This window comes from Bradyrhizobium sp. USDA 4506, assembly GCF_054058795.1.
This window is the reverse complement of the sequence record NZ_JBSSBM010000002.1, coordinates 5,747,295-5,762,188: the sequence shown is the minus strand read 5'-3', so window position 1 is coordinate 5,762,188 and position 14,894 is coordinate 5,747,295. Positions and strand designations below refer to the sequence as shown.

The following is a 14,894-nucleotide window of genomic DNA, read 5'->3' as shown; positions in this document are numbered from 1 at the left end:
AGGGAGGGCACTGCCGTTGCGGCACTAGCGTCCCGGTTCGGCGAGCCGTGGCCGGATGATCTCGACCATCCGGTCGGCCGACGTCCCCGGCGGAAAGAAGCCGAGATAATTGCCCTCGCGGTCCATCAAATAGATGTAGGCGGTGTGATCGACGGTGTAGTCGCCGGCATCCTTCAGCGGCACCCGCGCGAAGTAGACCTTGTAGGCATCAGCGAGCTTGCGGATCGCATCCAGCTTGCCGGTCAGCCCGATCAGGCGCGGGTGGAACATCGGCACGTAGTCTGCGAGGTGGGCCGCGGTGTCGCGCTCGGGATCGACCGTGATGAAGATCGGTTGCACCTGGTCGCCGTCGCGGCCGAGCCTGTCGAGCACAAGCCCGATCGCCTGCAGATCGGTCGGGCAGACGTCGGGACAGGTGGTGAAGCCGAAATAGATCAGCATCAGCTTGCCGCGAAACTCCTTGTCGGTGCGTTCATGGCCAGCCTGATCGGTCAGCGCGAACGGGCCGCCGACCGGCTCCCTGTTCCACATCAGGATGTCCATGATCTCGGCGGCCGAGCGCGCCGATTGCGGCGGCGCATCGCCCGCCAGCACCGGCGCCAGCGTCAGCCACAGGCCGGCGCCGGCGAATGCCAGGCCCGCGCCAGCGAATGCAATGACGCGCTGGATCGGCGCGATCATATGCCGAAGGAGAGGCGGCTGCCCGTCGTCGTGACCAGCACCTTGTCGCCCATCTGCGCGGTCGCCTCCTGCACGAAGTTGAGCCCGGAGCAATGCATCGGGATCAGCACGTCGGGGTCGAGCTTCTTGATCTCGGCGACGACCTCGGTGAGGTAGTCCTTCGGCGCCGGTCCGAGATGGAAGCCGCCGACGATGGCGTGCACCTTCTGGATGCCGGAGACCTCCTGTGCCTGCTTCACCGAATTGACGATGCCGACATGGCCGCAGGACGAGATCACGACGAGGCCGAAGTCCCGCACGTTGAAGCAGGTGGCGTGCTCATGGATGTGCTCGTCGGGCACGATCTTGCCGTCCATCTCGGCCGGCAGATAGTGACTGGCATTGCAGCCGAGCCCGTCCTTGATGCCGAACTCGACCCAGGTCTGCGGCAGCACACGCTCGATGCTGCGGCGGGTGATCTTGCCGGTGGTGAAGGCATGGCCCGCGATCACGGTCGGGGTCTCGCACAGCACCGTGGTGACGCGCTGCGCCGCGAGCTGGCGGCGGTCGAGCGTGCCGAAATCGTTGAACTGGCCCTTGGTCGGCGTTGCGCTGACGCGGTGGCAGAAATTGTCCTCGCCGCCGGCATAGAGCTTCACGTCGGCCGGCAGCTTGTCGCGGAATTTGTCGAGGAGGCCGTTGAGGCCGCCGAAATGGTCGTAATGCCCGTGGCTCACGATCAGGGCATCGAGCTTCGCCGGATCGACGCCGACCAGCGCCATGTTGTTGAGCAGCACTTCCGGCGTGTAGCCGTAGTCGAGCATCAGCGTGCGCTGCGCGCCCTTGGCCTCCGACTCCAGCCACAGCGACAGGCCCCATTCATTGTGCAGCGACTTCTGGTAGTCGGCGGAGCGCGGCGGCGGCGCGATGGTGACGCCGCCCGACTGCTTCGGCTTGAAGAACAAATCGAAGCTGGAATCGACCAGCACGCGGATCGAGAGCTTGTCGACGGTCGGCACCTCGATCGGTGCGGCGCTCGCGATCTCGACGCAGGAGAAGGCGCCCGCGGCTGCGGCGCCGGCGAGCGCCGCCGAACCTTTCAGGAAATCACGTCGTGCCAAATCCCGTGTCATCGCAATCCCCCGTGTTTTGAAAACTTTTCAATACCAAACACGTTGAGCCTAGGAGCAATCGGGACGCGGCTCAATCGGGCACTTGCGCTGCTTGCAGATCACATTCGCGCGCGGTGCAATGCGCGCGCCATTGACTTGGCTGCGGTTATGCGCCCAACTCCATGCATTCGCATCTTTCTCGCCGATGCGCGACATCGGCAGTCCCTGGCAATGCAGGATCACGCCCATGATCGATCTCCACTACTGGTCCACGCCGAACGGTCACAAGGTAACGATGTTCCTTGAGGAGACCGGATTGGAGTACAGGATTTTCCCGGTGAACATCGGCAAAGGCGATCAGTTCAAGCCGGAGTTTTTGCAGATCGCGCCGAACAACCGCATCCCCGCAATTCTCGATCACGCGCCGAAGGGCGGCGGCAAGCCGCTACAGCTGTTCGAGTCCGGCGCGATCCTGCTCTATCTCGCCGAGAAGACCGGACAATTCCTGCCGGCCGATATCCATGGCCGCTATGACGCGATCCAGTGGACGTTCTGGCAGATGGGCGGGCTCGGGCCGATGGCCGGGCAGAACCACCATTTCCGCAACTACGCCGTCGAGAAGCTGCCTTACGCGATCGACCGCTACGTCAACGAGACCAACCGGCTCTACGGCGTGCTCAACAAGCGGCTCGCCGACCGCGAATTCGTCGCCGGCGACTACTCGATCGCCGACATGGCGAGCTATCCGTGGGTCGTGCCCTACAAGAACCAGGGCCAGGAGATCGACGATTTCCCGCATCTGAAGCGCTGGTTGGAGACGATCGGCAAGCGCCCGGCGACCGTGCGCGCCTATGCCAAGGCGAAGGAGGTCAATCCGAATTTCGGCCAGCCCGCGATCCGCACCGAGGAAGAGCGCAAGTTGCTGTTCGGGCAGACCGCGGCGGTCGTGCGGTAGGGCGAACTCCTCCGTCATTGCGAGGAGCGAAGCGACGAAGCAATCCATCTTTCCGCGTATGCGGGTCGATGGATTGCTTCGCTTCGCTCGCAATGACGGATGTAGCACTCGCGGGTTTTCAAGCCCCGACATACCTCGCCGGCCGCCGTTCCTTCCACGCCGCGAGCCCCTCGGCGAGATCGCGGCCCGGCACCAGCGCGGCGAACTGCTCGCTCTCGACCAAAAGGCCCTCGGCAATCGGCATGTTGAGCCCGCGAGTCACCGCGGTGATGGTGCCGGCGACCGATCCGGGCGAATGCCTGGTGATCCGGCCGGCGAGTTCGCGCGCGGCGGTCAGCAGCTGATCGTGCGGCACGACCTGATTGACCAGCCCGATCTCGCGCGCATGCTCGGGCGGGAACGGATCGCCCGTCAGCAGCAATTCAAGTCCGCGCTTGCGTCCCGCCAGCCGCGGCAGTCGCTGCGTGCCGCCGAAGGTCGGCGGCATGCCGAGCTTGATCTCGGGCTTTGCAAATTGCGCGCGGTCGCTGGCGACAGCGAGATGCACCGCCTCGGTGATCTCGCAGCCGCCGCCGAAGGCGAGCCCGTTGACCGCGGCGATCACGGGCTTCTTGAATGCCTCGAGCCGCGCGGTCATGGCCTGGCCGCGGCGGACGAAGTCGCGCACCGCGACGGCGGCGCCCTGCTTGACGCTCTCGGAAAACTCCTTGATGTCGGCGCCGGCCGAGAAGGCGCGCTCGCCGGCGCCGGTCAGGATCACGGCGCGCACCTCAGCGTCGCCCTCGATGCGGTCGAGCGCGGCCATCAGCTGATCGATCAGCGCATAATTCAGCGCGTTGAGCTGCTCGGGACGGTTCAGGGTGATCAGGGCGATCCCGTCGCTGATCTCGAGCAGGATGGGGGCGGGCATGATGCAGTCTCCAGCATTTGTGTGTCCCGGCCGAATGTAGGGCCAGCCGCGATTTGTGTATATTCACTGGTTAGTATACATACGCGCCATGCCCAGACCCTCCGAGCCCACCCGCGAGCGCATCGTCCAGGCGGCGAGCGCGCTGTTCTACAATGAAGGCATTCGCCGCGTCAGCGTCGACGAGGTCGCGGCCAAGGCCGGCCTCACCAAGCGCACGCTGTACTACCACTTCAAGAGCAAGGACGATCTGGTCGCCGCCTATCTCGCCGCGCGCGACCAGCCCAATCTCGCGCTGTTCCGAAAGTGGTTCGCGGAGGCCGAGGGTGGCCTGCCGGTGAAGGTCGAGGCGATCTTCAAGAACCTCGCGCACTCGGCGCGGCATCCGAAGTGGAAGGGCTGCGGCTTCCTGCGTACCTCCGCCGAGCTCGCCAACATGCCCGGGCATCCCGCGATCAGGATCGGCGCCGCGCACAAGAAGAAGTTCGAGGACTGGCTGCGCGCGACCTTTGCGGAGCAGGGGATCGCCGATCCGCTCAAGCTGGCGCGGCAGATCCTCTTGCTGCTGGACGGATCATTCGCCGTGGTGCTGCTGCACCGCGACGCCAGCTATATGGAGACGGCCGGCGAGGCGGCACGCACGCTGATCGAGACGGCGCTGGGGAAGCCGGGACGCAGGCGGGGGTAGGGCGCGCTCCGAAAATAATGTATGTGGAAAGCGTCCATGGACCGCCCAACCATATCAAGGATCTGATGAGAGTCTTCCGGCACTATCATTGCGACCACGGACATCACTGGACGGTCCAACGGCAGCACACTGAAGACGAGCAGACTTCTGATCTGATTTGCCGAGAGGGGCATCCGGCGATCACTGCCCGAGTAGAGCTCCCCGTTGACGATGTGCAGATACCGATCAGCCCCGCAGCCAGGGTTGTTGATCAACTGAGGCAGCAGCGCACCCTTGACGGGCGATACTATCTGTCTCTGCTCGACAAGAATGGAAAGGAACTGTGCGCGTCCCAAGAACATTACGATTGGGATGCGGTCGCAAAACTCTCCGCCTTCTTCAAAGATAAGACGACCGAGCAGGCGCTGGCCTGGTGGGCAAAGCGCAATCTTTAGTGAGCAACCCTCTCCCCGTAAGAACAAGGGAGAGGGAGCACAGCGTTTCTTGACCTAAGCTCATCACGAGCTAAAGCGCGCCGCGCTCCTGCAGCAGCGCCAGCACGGCATTGAGATCCGGCAGCACGGCCGCGCATTTCGCGCGGGTCTCGTCGGTCGGCGGCGCCATGTCCGGCACCATCAGCGTGATCGCGCCGGCGGCGTGGGCGGCGGCGACACCGTGGTTGGAGTCTTCCACCGCGATGCAGGACGCCGGCCTCACGCCGAGCCGCGCGGCGGCCTTGAGATAGAGCTCGGGATCCGGCTTGCCCTGCGCGACATCGTCAAGCGTCAGCAGCGTGTCGAAGCGCGCGCGGATGCCGGCGAGGGTGAGGTTGCGTTCGGCCGAGCGGCGCGATGACGAGGTGACGATCGCCATCGGGCGCTCCGCAAGCGCGAGCGCATCGAGCAGAGCGAGCGTGCCTAATTTGAGCGGCAGGCCCGACCGCATCATCCGATCGCGATGTTCGAGAAACGCTTGGTTGACGTCCGCGAGCGGAAACGCCGCGCCGTAATGGTCGCGCAGCATCGCCTCGCAGACCGGGCCGGGAAGCCCGACCATGGAGTGGCACAGCGCGACGACGTCGTCGGTGTAGCCGCACACGTTCAGCGCCGCGACCAGGCTGTCGAAGTAAACCTTCTCGGTGTCGAGCAGCGTGCCGTCCATGTCGAGCAGGACGGCGCCGACGGTCCAGCGTGCGTTCACGTGGCGCTCACCGCTGCTTGCTGTTCCGCGAGCTTCCGCAAGCATGCGGGGCACAGGCAGTCGCCGCTATCGGTCGGCATCGGCAGGCGAAAACTCTCATCGCAGCACCAGCATGCTCCGGTGAGCGAGCAGGAAAATTCGCTGCCGCATGCCGTGCAGGCAAGCTGGCGCGGAGATGCTGGTTTGGAACGATCGTTTGACGAGAGGTCCATTCTAACCGCGATTTAATGCGCGAATTAATCTCGGGTTCATCCCGGACCGCGCTATGATGCCAGGCAACTGATATAGCCGGGATAGGCCGTTAAGGGAATTCTGATGGCCCGTGATTCGCAAGCCGCGCTGGTTGCCCTCAACCGGTTTGGATTCGGTGCCCGCGGCGGGGCGTCCGGCGACTTCATCAACGCCGCCTCCGATCCGCGCGGTTTCGTGCTGGCGGAACTGGCGCGTCCGAACGGCGCGCTGCTCGAAGTGCCGGGCCTGCTCTCGACGCCGGAGCTCGGCAAGCAGGTGTTCGACTATCAGTTCGAGATCCAGCAGGCGCGCAATGCCGCGAAGGTCGCGCAGCAAGGCGCGAGCGAGACACCGCCGCAAGGGTCCGACGCAAAGCCGGCGCAGCGGCGCAATCTGTCGCTGTCCACGGCCGCCAAGGAGATCGCCGGCAAGGATCCGGCGATGCAGGCGCAGGCGGTCGACAACGCCAATGCGGCGATGATGCCGTCGGCGACGATGCAGCCTCCGACGATGCAGGCGGCGGCCAATCCGCCCAAGCCGCCGGCGGAGCCGCCCAACATCATCCAGAAGACGTTCCGCGCCGAGGCGCTGGCGCGCCTGCAGCGCGGCGTGATCGCCGATTGCGGCTTCGTCGAGCGGCTCGTGGTGTTCTGGTCCAACCACTTCTGCATCTCCGCCAACAAGGGCGCGCTGGCGCGGATGTGGGCCGGCTCGTTCGAGCGCGAGGCGATCCGTCCGCATGTGCTCGGCCGTTTCCCGGACATGCTGAAGGCCGTCGAGCAGCATCCGGCGATGCTGTTCTTTCTCGACAATCAGCAATCGCTCGGCCCGGAGTCACGCACCGGCATCAACCGCAATCGCGGCCTGAACGAGAATCTCGCGCGCGAGATCATGGAGCTGCATACGCTCGGCGTCGGCGGCGGCTACACCCAGGACGACGTGACGGCGCTGGCGCGCGTCATCACCGGCTGGACCTTTGCCGGCCGCCGTGGCCGGCTCGGCACCCCCGGCAGCTTCGTGTTCAATGCCAATGCGCACCAGCCCGGACCGCAGCGGGTGCTCGGCAAGACCTACGCGCAGGCCGGCGTCGCGCAGGGCGAGGCGGTGCTGTCGGACATCGCGCGGCATCCCTCGACCGCAAAATTCATTGCGACCAAACTCGCGCGCCACTTCGTCGCCGACGATCCGCCGCCGGCGCTGGTGGCGAGGTTGCAGGATATGTTCACGAAAACGGACGGCGATCTCCGGGCGCTGGCCACCGCGCTCGTTCAGTCCAGCGAGGCCTGGCAGGCGCCACTGACAAAGATGCGTTCGCCTTACGAGTTCCTGGTCGCTTCCGGCCGCCTGCTGGCGCGCAATCCCGAGGATCCGGGCCGCTATCTCAACGGCCTCAACGTACTCGGCCAGCCCTTGTGGTCGCCGGCCGGGCCGAACGGTTTTCCGGACACCGCCGCGGCCTGGGCGGCACCTGAAGGCGTCAAGCTCAGGCTCGACATCTCGGCGCAAGTCGCCTCCCAGCTCGCCGACCGGTTCGACCCGCGCGACCTGCTCGAGCTCATTGCCGCCGATGCCGCCTCGCTCGAGACGCGGCGCACCATCGAGCGCGCGGAATCGCGGCAGCAGGCGCTGGCGCTGCTGTTGATGTCGCCCGAGTTCCAGAGGAGATGACGATGGAATGCTCCGAGAGCCTGATGCTGCAGGCGACGTCGCGGCGCGCGCTGCTGCTCGGCGGCGCCTCCTTTGCGGCCTGGGCTTACTTGCCGAAATTCGCGCGCGCCGCCGATGGCCGCGATCCGCGCTTCGTCACCATCATCCTGCGCGGTGCACTCGACGGCCTCGCCACCGTCGCACCGGTCGGCGATCCTGATTATGCCGGCCTGCACGGCGCGATCGCGCTGCGCCCCGATGGCCCGAACGCGGCGGTGATGCTGGATCAGTTCTTCGGCCTGCATCCGGCGATGCCGGAATTTTCGCGGATGTATCGCGCCAAGCAGGCCGCGGTGGTTCATGCGGTGGCGACCTCGTATCGCGATCGCTCGCATTTCGATGGCCAGGATGTGCTGGAGAGCGGCTTCCCCGGTCCGGGCCGCGTGCAGTCCGGCTGGCTCAACCGCGCGCTCGAAGCCTTGCCGAAAGGCGAGCGGGTGACGAGCGCGCTCGCGGTCGGCCCGACCACGCCGCTGGTGCTGCGCGGCGCGGCGCCAACCGTGGGGTGGGCCCCGACCGCGCTGCCGCAAGCCGCCGACGACACCGCGATGCGCCTGCTCGATCTCTATCAGCACCGCGATCCGGCGCTGGCGAGCGCGCTGACGCAAGGTTTGCAGCTCGAGAAGCAGGCGCAGGGCGACGAGATGAAGCCGAAGCCCGGAGCGGGCGGTGTGGCGGCGATGCGCCTTGTGGCGCGCGGCACCGCGAAATTGATGGCGACCGATGACGGCCCGCGGATCGGCGCGCTCGCCTTCGACGGCTGGGACACCCACGCCAATGAAGGCGGGCCGGTCGGCCGGCTCGCGCAGCTGCTCGGCGGCCTCGACGGCGCGCTGGCGGAATTCCAGAGCGGCCTCGGCGCGCGCTGGCGCGACACCGTGATCGTGGTCGCGACCGAGTTCGGTCGCACCGCGCGGATCAACGGCACCGAGGGCACCGACCACGGCACCGGTACCATCGCGCTGCTCGCCGGCGGCGCGGTGAATGGCGGCCGCATGATCACCGACTGGCCCGGCCTCAAGCCCGCCAATCTCTACCAGGCCCGCGACCTCGCCCCGACCACCGACCTGCGCGCTGTGATCAAGGGCGTGCTGCACGACCAGTTCGGCCTCGGCGAGCGCGTGCTGGCCGATGCCGTGTTTCCGGACAGCGCCCCGGTAAAGCCGATGAAGGGGCTGGTGGCTTGACTTCCTCAACCTCTCCCCGCTCTTTGCGGGGAGAGGTCGGAAGCGACGCATCGCGTTGCTTCCGGGTGAGGGGCAGGGCAATGCGTGGCCGCAAGGAAACACCTATCCGACTCGCGAGAGGGCTGCGCGCCAATCAAACGGACGCGGAGACCGTGCTTTGGAATCGCATCCGCAATCGCCAGATTGATGGCCATAAGTTCGCACGGCAGGTGCCGGTCGGGAGTTACATTTGCGACTTCGTCTGCCGCGAGCGACGGCTCGTGATCGAAGTGGATGGCGGTCAGCACGCGGACTCAGCTGCAGACGTGGTCCGGGACCGGTATCTCACCGGGGAGGGCTATCGCGTGCTTCGCTTCTGGAACAACGATGTGCTCGGCAACGTCGAGGGTGTGTTGATTACAATTCAGACTGAGTTGCGCGGATAGATGCCCCTCACCCCAACCCTCTCCCCGTGAAGGACGGGGAGAGGGAGCGGAGAGAGTGCCGTTCGCTTCACGCCTTCGTTATCCCATCGATCTCCGCCATCTCCTCCGCGGAGAGCTTCCAGCTGATCGCCTTGACGTTCTGCTCGATCTGCTCGGGACGCGTCGCCCCGGCGATGACGCTTGCGACTTGCGGGCGGGCGGCGAGCCAGGAGAAGGCGAGCTCGAGCATGGCGTGGCCGCGCTCCCTGGCAAACGCCTGCAGCTTCTCGACGATGTCCTCGTTGCGCGGCGTGACGTAGCGATCCTTCAGGGCCGGCGCCTTGGCGAAGCGGGTATCGGCGGGTGCAGCGGCGCCGCGCTGGTACTTGCCGGTCAAGAGGCCGCTGGCGAGCGGGAAGAACGGCAGCAGGCCGAGATTGTATTGCTGCGTCGCCGGCAGCAGGTCCTTCTCGATGTCGCGCACCAGGAGGCTGTATTCGTCCTGGCAGGACACGAAGCGGTTCACGTTCATCTGGCGCGCGACGTACTCGGCTTCGGCGATCCGCCAAGCCGGGAAGTTGGAGTTGCCGATGTAGCGCACCTTGCCCTGGCGGACGAGATCGTCGAGCGCGCGCAGCGTCTCGTCGATCGGGGTGAGCGGATCGTAGTCGTGCTGCTGGTAGAGATCGATATAGTCGGTCTTCAGGCGAGTGAGGCTCGCTTCGACTGCGGACATGATGTAGCGCCGCGAGGCGCCCTGCTTGGTGCCGTCGGTCGCCATCGGCTTGGAGAATTTGGTGGCGAGCACGATGTCCTTGCGGCGGTCGCCCAGCACGGTGCCGAGCACGGTCTCCGAGCCGCCCATGCCGGCATAGATGTCGGCGGTGTCGAACAGCGTGATGCCGAGATCGATCGCCTTGTGGATCACCTTGCGCGAGGTCTCGAGGTCGGTGCGCTGGCCGAAATTGTTGCAGCCGAGGCCGACCGCGGACACGCGCAGCCCGGAGCCGCCGAGATTACGAATTTCCATGAGACAATCCTGTGGGATAGGCGAGGGTGCCGCGTATTGTGACAAGCACACTAGGGCCCGGCAAGGTGCCGTCCTACCGCCGATCACGCATGACGATGTCGCAAAATGAGATGCCGCAAAAAAAGCGGTCCCGGTCAGACGCGGCGACTGACGGGGACCGCTTGGCGAAGATCTGAGACGGGGGGCCTGATCTGCGCGAGCGGAAGCCTAGCCGGGCTTTGTAACGTGCCGGTGACACCTCTGTTCAATCCACAGGCCGCGAAGATCCGCTCAGACAATCTTGCGATAGATGACGAAGCCCGGCTTGTCTGCGACCTTGTCATAAAGCTGCATCGCGGTGTGGTTGGTCTCATGCGTCTGCCAGTAGACGCGTGGCGATCCCGCGAGCCTGGCCTGCGCGTAAACCCCGTTGATCAACGCGCGGCCAACGCCCTTGCCGCGTGCGGCTTCGCTGGTGAACAGATCCTGCAAATAGCAGGTTGGCGCGATCGCCGTGGTCGAGCGGTGAAACAGATAATGCGTCAGCCCGAGCAATCTGCCGCCGGCGTCGGCGACCAGCGCGTGCACCGGCTCATAGGCATCGAAGAAACGCTCCCACGTCATCGCGGTGATCTCGGGCGCGAGCGCGGTCGGCCCGGATCGCTCATAGAAGGCATTGTAGCCGTCCCACAGAGGAAGCCACTGGGCGTAGTCGTCGCGGGTGACGAAGCGGATGGTGACGTCGTCGGCCATGGAGGATTCCTGAATGATCCTGCGTTGCGGGCGATGTCTCCGCACCGCTCGCAAGGTTCTACCGTCGCTATCTCGCAGGATCAATTGCGGACGAGGTCGCGCCTCACTCGGCGGCGCGCAGCAGCCGCGCCAGACGGCGCTCGCGCCCGGCGCGCTGGGCCCGATATTCATCGGCCTTCGCGGGATCGTCGGTGTGCCGCACGAGGTCGGTGACCGGCGTGTAGCTCAGCATGCGGCCGCCGTCCGGCAGTGCGGTGCAGCTGAAGCGCAGCACCTGGCCGTCGGCGAGGTTGAGATTGATCGGCGTGGAGTCGCCGGCGCGCATCATCGCGATGCGCTCGGCGATGAACGCGCTCAGCTCGTCTTCCGGCAGTTCATAGGCGCCGGTGTCGCGGCCGTGATACATCAGCGCGACGAAGGGCGGCTTGCTCTCGGCCTGCGCATCCGACAGCGCGAAATAGTCGCGGAAGGCGCGGTTGATGAATTCGGCGCGGGTGTCGGCGTCGAGCAGCACGATGCCGATGTCGACCTGGTCGAACGCGGCTGCGAGCCGCTCCGCGGTGGCGTGATGCTGCTGGTCCGCGGCAAAGGCGTCGATCCATTTCTGCCGTAGCATTCCGGTGATCACGGCGGTGCCGGCCGCGGTCGCCGCCAGCATCAGCATCCGCGCGACGTCGGCGGTGTCGTAACCGGGCAGCGCGCGATGATTGAGGAAGAACAGCGCCGAGGCGGCCACCGCGATCGCGGCGGAGATCAGCCCGGAGGTGATGCCGCTGATCGAGCTCGCAAGCGCCACGATGCAGACGAACAGCGGCGCGGGATTGGGGACGGCGACAACGAGGCGATCGAGCAGGAAGGCGGCGGATGCCGTGATCGCCGTCAGGGCCGGACCTGAAATTGCACGCCAGTCGAACCGCATGCGCGTTCTCGCTATCTATCAAACGAACGATAAAGCCGCAGTTTGACGACAGGGCCGCAACCGCGCCGGCATTTCCGTCCCGACCGTTAAGCGGGCGTTGCGGGGGCCGAACCAGCTTTCGCTGCTTTCAAATCAAATGATATGCAGATCGGCACGGAACCCGGTTCCGTGCCTGCGGGTTACCGCGTGCTTTGCTTGCAAGAGGACATTCGATGCCCGCCATTTCGCCGTCGCTGCTGCCGATCCTGATGCTGTTCGCCTCGAACGTCTTCATGACCTTCGCCTGGGTACGGCCATCTCAAGTTCAAGGATCACTCGCTCCCCATCGTCATCATGGTGAGCTGGGGCATCGCCTTCTTCGAGTACTGGCTGGCAGTGCCGGCCAATCGCTGGGGCAGCGCGGTCTACTCGGCGGCGCAGCTCAAGACCATGCAGGAGGTGATCACGCTGGTCGTGTTCGCCGCCTTCTCGGTGTTGTACCTGAAGGAGCCGCTGGGCTGGAATCACGCGCTCGGATTTGCCTTCATCGCCGCCGGCGCGTTTCTGATCTTCCACAAATGGGGCTAGAGCATCTTCGGTTCTGATTGAATCAGAACCGAAGCTCTAGATGCTTGTTTTGACGCGTTTTCTTCACGCGAACCGGTTTCCACTTCGCTCGAAAACGCTCTAGGTGTCTGGTCCCGGAGTGTGGGGGAATCAGCCAAACTGGTCCTTCATTCCGGGAGGACCTATGGGCCAGATACTCCATGGCAGCGCCACGACCACGCACGCGATCCGAGCGGCAATACAGCGATCGAAGGCTCCGCTCAAAGAGCTAGCCGCCCAGCACGGGCTCAACCAAAAGACGGTCGCCAAGTGGCGTAAGCGCACCTTTGTCCACGATGCGCCGATGGGGCCAAAGACCGTGCGCTCGACCGTGCTTTCTGCCGAGGAAGAGGCGATGGTCGTCGCCTTCCGCAAGCACACGCTCCTGCCTTTGGATGACTGTCTCTATGCGCTGCAGGCGACGATCCCGCATCTCACGCGCTCGTCCTTGCACCGCTGCCTGCAACGTCACGGGATCAGCCGCTTACCCGAGATCGCCGGCGACAAGCCCGCCAGGCAACCCTTCAAGCGCTACGCCATTGGCTACTTCCACATCGATATCGCTGAGGTCCGCACCGAGGAAGGCAAACTCTATCTCTTCGTGGCGGTGGACCGGACCGCCAAATACGCCTTCGCCCGGCTGGTGAAGAAGGCCACGGGTGCAGCAGCCAGGGCCTTCCTCGAAGAACTGGTGGCGGCCGTCCCTTTCCGGATCCACACTGTACTGACCGACAACGGTATCCAGTTCGCCGACCTGCCTAAGAATCGTGATGGCGCCACTGCAAGCTGGCGCGGCCATCCCTTCGACCGGGCCTGCCTGGGACACAGCATCGAGCATCGCCTGACCAAGCCCAATCATCCTTGGACTAACGGTCAGGTCGAGAGAATGAACCGCACGCTCAAGGAGGCAACCGTCCGGCGATACCACTACGAGACCCACGAGCAATTGGAAGATCACCTCGCTGCCTTCCTTGATGCTTACAACTTCGCCAGACGCCTTAAGACCCTGCGTGGTCTCACGCCCTATGAAGCTATCTGCAAAGCATGGGCCGACGAACCAAACCGCTTCAGGATCGATCCCATCCACTTGACCTCGGGACTGAACACCTAATGCGCTCTGCGCCTGAGCTAGCGGTGCGGGGCCGGCTTGGCGGTCGGCGTCGTGACATGCGCGGGGCGTGCGCGGTCTTCGCCTTGCGTGCCGGTCACGATCAGGAGCGATGCCGCCAGCAGGATCGCCGCCGACAGCGTCACGGTCACCAGTCCGACGGGGGTCTTCATCATGTCGCGCCGCTGTCTCTCCCGCGCCTTGCCGCGGATCAGGTGCCAACCGGAAATTGCTTGATTACGCCGGGATCGCCGTTGCCATGGTGATGTTGCTCGACAGCACCGTCACGGCGACGACCAAGCACAACGTCAGCGCGCCGAGCGCGAGCGACGCGGCGATCGCGTTCGTCAGCCCGGATGATGCCACCGGGGCAGGGCGGCCATCGAAGCCTGCCGTGCCGGACCACCGCTTCATGGTCTAAATCCCTCAGGCCGCGAGCGAATCACTCGCGACATCCGCGCGAATCTGCCGGTTGTCACCGGCAACATTGCGGCGGCGGCGCCGTCCAAAAATGGCTAAAATACGGCGGTGGCGCGAGTTTTGCCCGTTATTTGGGCAGTTTCCCCGTTATTCCCTGGATTCACACCCGGCCGTTCAGACGCCGGCCGCGAGGCGAGGCTCAGGCTCGGCCTCGGTACCAGGCTGCCAGTCCATCGAGACAAACCCGGGGGTCTGCTCGACCCGCTTGAGCCAGGCGCGGATCGACGGAAAGGTCGCCAGGTCGAAGTCGCAGCGGTCGGCGACGTGGGTGTAGCCGTAGAGGGCGATGTCGGCGACGGTGAGCTGTCCGGCGGCGAAATAGGCGTGCTCCTTGAGGTGATTTTCCATCACCTGCAGCGCCGCATAGCCGCGCTCCATCCAGTCCTCCAGCGCGTGCGTCTGCAGGTCGCGTCCGCCCTTGACCAGCGACAGCCAGAAATAGGCGGCGCCGATGTTCGGCTCCAGCGCGTGCTGCTCGAAGAACATCCACTGCAGCGCCTCGGCGCGCTCGATCCGCGACTCCGGCGCCAGCGGCGTGCCGATCGCGACGTACCAGAGGATGGCATTGGACTCGGCGAGATGGCGGCCCTCGGCGACCTCGAGCAGCGGCACCTGGCCGCTCGGATTCTTGGCCAGGAATTCCGGGGTGCGGCTCTCGCCGCGCAGGATGTCGATCTCGATCGCCTCGTACGGCGTGTTCAGCACGGCAAGCGCCAGCCGGACCTTGTAGCTGTTGCCGGAGCGCTGCATCGAATAGAGCTTGTACATTGCGTCGTGGTTCACTCGGTCAGGGAGACGGTACGCTTAAAAATTGCGCGGCCTGTCACACCGCAACGCCGCTAAACAATGATGCTGACGGGGGTGCGTCGCAAGCCCTGCAGTGTGGAAAAAGTCGAAACGTCTACTGCACTGCACACGTGCAGAACGATTCCATCCACACGGCAGAACAACTCGGATCACGCCTGCGCGACGCTCTGCACGGTGCCGGTCGATCGCCAAGGTCGCGACCA

18 protein-coding genes and 1 pseudogene are annotated in these 14,894 nt (G+C 65.2%); 8 read left to right on the top strand and 11 right to left on the bottom strand.

From position 1 onward, the window contains the following. Nucleotides 1-24: 24 nt before the first annotated feature. Genes ACVIHF_RS29405 through ACVIHF_RS29395 form a run of 3 tightly spaced genes read right to left on the bottom strand, consistent with a single transcriptional unit; the run spans nucleotide 25 to nucleotide 2,021 of the window. On the bottom strand, nucleotides 25-681 hold the full coding sequence (locus ACVIHF_RS29405) for an SCO family protein (protein WP_456792950.1): 657 nt from the start codon (nucleotides 679-681) through the stop codon (nucleotides 25-27). Next, nucleotides 678-1,793 carry an MBL fold metallo-hydrolase gene (locus ACVIHF_RS29400; RefSeq protein WP_456792949.1) on the bottom strand — a complete coding sequence of 372 codons (1,116 nt, stop codon included), beginning with the start codon at nucleotides 1,791-1,793 and terminating at the stop codon, nucleotides 678-680. The genes ACVIHF_RS29405 and ACVIHF_RS29400 overlap by 4 nt, the downstream gene beginning before the upstream one ends. 48 nt (nucleotides 1,794-1,841) lie before the next feature. Then, a complete protein-coding gene (locus tag ACVIHF_RS29395) occupies nucleotides 1,842-2,021 on the bottom strand; it encodes a hypothetical protein (protein WP_456792948.1) in 180 nt (59 codons plus the stop codon). On the opposite strand from ACVIHF_RS29395, the gene ACVIHF_RS29390 reads away from it, so the two are divergent. Beyond that, nucleotides 2,020-2,727, top strand: a complete 708-nt coding sequence (locus tag ACVIHF_RS29390) for a glutathione binding-like protein (RefSeq protein WP_253606867.1) — start codon at nucleotides 2,020-2,022, stop codon at nucleotides 2,725-2,727. The genes ACVIHF_RS29395 and ACVIHF_RS29390 overlap by 2 nt on opposite strands. Before the next feature lie 118 nt (nucleotides 2,728-2,845). Here ACVIHF_RS29390 and ACVIHF_RS29385 read toward each other — a convergent pair whose 3' ends face one another. Continuing rightward, nucleotides 2,846-3,637 (bottom strand): crotonase/enoyl-CoA hydratase family protein, encoded by a 792-nt coding sequence (locus ACVIHF_RS29385; protein ID WP_456792947.1) that lies wholly within the window; start codon nucleotides 3,635-3,637, stop codon nucleotides 2,846-2,848. Between the two features lie 88 nt (nucleotides 3,638-3,725). On the opposite strand from ACVIHF_RS29385, the gene ACVIHF_RS29380 reads away from it, so the two are divergent. Next, complete coding sequence (locus ACVIHF_RS29380) at nucleotides 3,726-4,322, top strand: TetR/AcrR family transcriptional regulator (RefSeq protein ID WP_456792946.1); 597 nt, start codon at nucleotides 3,726-3,728, stop codon at nucleotides 4,320-4,322. A 17-nt stretch (nucleotides 4,323-4,339) separates the two neighbouring features. Then, nucleotides 4,340-4,756, top strand: a complete 417-nt coding sequence (locus ACVIHF_RS29375) for a hypothetical protein (protein WP_456792945.1) — start codon at nucleotides 4,340-4,342, stop codon at nucleotides 4,754-4,756. Between the two features lie 70 nt (nucleotides 4,757-4,826). Here the strand turns inward: ACVIHF_RS29375 and ACVIHF_RS29370 are convergent, their stop codons facing one another. Beyond that, nucleotides 4,827-5,501, bottom strand: coding sequence for an HAD family hydrolase (locus ACVIHF_RS29370; RefSeq protein ID WP_456792944.1), 675 nt, complete (start codon nucleotides 5,499-5,501; stop codon nucleotides 4,827-4,829). 315 nt (nucleotides 5,502-5,816) lie between these two features. Between ACVIHF_RS29370 and ACVIHF_RS29365 the strand changes: the two genes are divergently transcribed. From ACVIHF_RS29365 to ACVIHF_RS29355, 3 genes are all read left to right on the top strand, one after another. Beyond that, a complete protein-coding gene (locus ACVIHF_RS29365) occupies nucleotides 5,817-7,400 on the top strand; it encodes a DUF1800 domain-containing protein (RefSeq protein ID WP_456792943.1) in 1,584 nt (527 codons plus the stop codon). Continuing rightward, nucleotides 7,397-8,626, top strand: coding sequence for a DUF1501 domain-containing protein (locus tag ACVIHF_RS29360; protein ID WP_456792942.1), 1,230 nt, complete (start codon nucleotides 7,397-7,399; stop codon nucleotides 8,624-8,626). The genes ACVIHF_RS29365 and ACVIHF_RS29360 overlap by 4 nt, the downstream gene beginning before the upstream one ends. An 80-nt stretch (nucleotides 8,627-8,706) precedes the next feature. Further along, nucleotides 8,707-9,051, top strand: a complete 345-nt coding sequence (locus tag ACVIHF_RS29355; RefSeq protein WP_253606874.1) for an endonuclease domain-containing protein — start codon at nucleotides 8,707-8,709, stop codon at nucleotides 9,049-9,051. A gap of 67 nt (nucleotides 9,052-9,118) precedes the next feature. Here the strand turns inward: ACVIHF_RS29355 and ACVIHF_RS29350 are convergent, their stop codons facing one another. The 3 genes from ACVIHF_RS29350 to ACVIHF_RS29340 all read right to left on the bottom strand — a co-directional run bounded on the left by ACVIHF_RS29350 (nucleotide 9,119) and on the right by ACVIHF_RS29340 (nucleotide 11,711). Further along, nucleotides 9,119-10,060, bottom strand: coding sequence for an aldo/keto reductase (locus tag ACVIHF_RS29350; RefSeq protein ID WP_253638643.1), 942 nt, complete (start codon nucleotides 10,058-10,060; stop codon nucleotides 9,119-9,121). 270 nt (nucleotides 10,061-10,330) lie between these two features. Continuing rightward, nucleotides 10,331-10,792: a GNAT family N-acetyltransferase gene (locus ACVIHF_RS29345; RefSeq protein ID WP_172649052.1), complete on the bottom strand. Its 462-nt coding sequence runs from the start codon at nucleotides 10,790-10,792 to the stop codon at nucleotides 10,331-10,333. Nucleotides 10,793-10,895: 103 nt separating this feature from the next. After that, the gene (locus tag ACVIHF_RS29340; RefSeq protein WP_456792941.1) at nucleotides 10,896-11,711 is read right to left on the bottom strand and encodes a PAS domain-containing protein; all 816 of its coding nucleotides are present in this window, start codon (nucleotides 11,709-11,711) and stop codon (nucleotides 10,896-10,898) included. A gap of 212 nt (nucleotides 11,712-11,923) precedes the next feature. Here ACVIHF_RS29340 and ACVIHF_RS29335 point away from each other — a divergent pair. Both ACVIHF_RS29335 and ACVIHF_RS29330 read left to right on the top strand, forming a co-directional pair. Then, nucleotides 11,924-12,278, top strand: a pseudogene (locus ACVIHF_RS29335) (DMT family protein). A gap of 163 nt (nucleotides 12,279-12,441) precedes the next feature. Beyond that, nucleotides 12,442-13,407: an IS481 family transposase gene (locus tag ACVIHF_RS29330; protein ID WP_456792940.1), complete on the top strand. Its 966-nt coding sequence runs from the start codon at nucleotides 12,442-12,444 to the stop codon at nucleotides 13,405-13,407. A gap of 17 nt (nucleotides 13,408-13,424) precedes the next feature. On the opposite strand, the gene ACVIHF_RS29325 is transcribed toward ACVIHF_RS29330, so the two are convergent. From ACVIHF_RS29325 to ACVIHF_RS29315, 3 genes are all read right to left on the bottom strand, one after another. Continuing rightward, nucleotides 13,425-13,580, bottom strand: a complete 156-nt coding sequence (locus ACVIHF_RS29325) for a hypothetical protein (RefSeq protein WP_456779067.1) — start codon at nucleotides 13,578-13,580, stop codon at nucleotides 13,425-13,427. Nucleotides 13,581-13,641: 61 nt separating this feature from the next. Next, nucleotides 13,642-13,818, bottom strand: a complete 177-nt coding sequence (locus tag ACVIHF_RS29320) for a hypothetical protein (protein ID WP_456792939.1) — start codon at nucleotides 13,816-13,818, stop codon at nucleotides 13,642-13,644. Between the two features lie 180 nt (nucleotides 13,819-13,998). Then, the gene (locus ACVIHF_RS29315) at nucleotides 13,999-14,652 is read right to left on the bottom strand and encodes a glutathione S-transferase family protein (RefSeq protein ID WP_057015955.1); all 654 of its coding nucleotides are present in this window, start codon (nucleotides 14,650-14,652) and stop codon (nucleotides 13,999-14,001) included. Nucleotides 14,653-14,894: the final 242 nt, after the last annotated feature.

Excerpts from the sequence above, each read along its gene's own strand:
- ACVIHF_RS29380 (WP_456792946.1), top strand. The coding sequence starts at position 3,726 with ATGCCCAGACCCTCCGAGCCCACCCGCGAGCGCATCGTCCAGGCGGCG.
- ACVIHF_RS29405 (WP_456792950.1), bottom strand. The coding sequence starts at position 681 with ATGATCGCGCCGATCCAGCGCGTCATTGCATTCGCTGGCGCGGGCCTG.
- ACVIHF_RS29340 (WP_456792941.1), bottom strand. The coding sequence starts at position 11,711 with ATGCGGTTCGACTGGCGTGCAATTTCAGGTCCGGCCCTGACGGCGATC.
- ACVIHF_RS29330 (WP_456792940.1), top strand. The coding sequence starts at position 12,442 with ATGGGCCAGATACTCCATGGCAGCGCCACGACCACGCACGCGATCCGA.
- ACVIHF_RS29325 (WP_456779067.1), bottom strand. The coding sequence starts at position 13,580 with ATGATGAAGACCCCCGTCGGACTGGTGACCGTGACGCTGTCGGCGGCG.
- ACVIHF_RS29390 (WP_253606867.1), top strand. The coding sequence starts at position 2,020 with ATGATCGATCTCCACTACTGGTCCACGCCGAACGGTCACAAGGTAACG.
- ACVIHF_RS29320 (WP_456792939.1), bottom strand. The coding sequence starts at position 13,818 with ATGAAGCGGTGGTCCGGCACGGCAGGCTTCGATGGCCGCCCTGCCCCG.
- ACVIHF_RS29385 (WP_456792947.1), bottom strand. The coding sequence starts at position 3,637 with ATGCCCGCCCCCATCCTGCTCGAGATCAGCGACGGGATCGCCCTGATC.
- ACVIHF_RS29365 (WP_456792943.1), top strand. The coding sequence starts at position 5,817 with ATGGCCCGTGATTCGCAAGCCGCGCTGGTTGCCCTCAACCGGTTTGGA.
- ACVIHF_RS29355 (WP_253606874.1), top strand. The coding sequence starts at position 8,707 with ATGCGTGGCCGCAAGGAAACACCTATCCGACTCGCGAGAGGGCTGCGC.
- ACVIHF_RS29400 (WP_456792949.1), bottom strand. The coding sequence starts at position 1,793 with ATGACACGGGATTTGGCACGACGTGATTTCCTGAAAGGTTCGGCGGCG.
- ACVIHF_RS29395 (WP_456792948.1), bottom strand. The coding sequence starts at position 2,021 with ATGGGCGTGATCCTGCATTGCCAGGGACTGCCGATGTCGCGCATCGGC.
- ACVIHF_RS29345 (WP_172649052.1), bottom strand. The coding sequence starts at position 10,792 with ATGGCCGACGACGTCACCATCCGCTTCGTCACCCGCGACGACTACGCC.
- ACVIHF_RS29375 (WP_456792945.1), top strand. The coding sequence starts at position 4,340 with ATGTATGTGGAAAGCGTCCATGGACCGCCCAACCATATCAAGGATCTG.
- ACVIHF_RS29315 (WP_057015955.1), bottom strand. The coding sequence starts at position 14,652 with ATGTACAAGCTCTATTCGATGCAGCGCTCCGGCAACAGCTACAAGGTC.
- ACVIHF_RS29350 (WP_253638643.1), bottom strand. The coding sequence starts at position 10,060 with ATGGAAATTCGTAATCTCGGCGGCTCCGGGCTGCGCGTGTCCGCGGTC.
- ACVIHF_RS29360 (WP_456792942.1), top strand. The coding sequence starts at position 7,397 with ATGACGATGGAATGCTCCGAGAGCCTGATGCTGCAGGCGACGTCGCGG.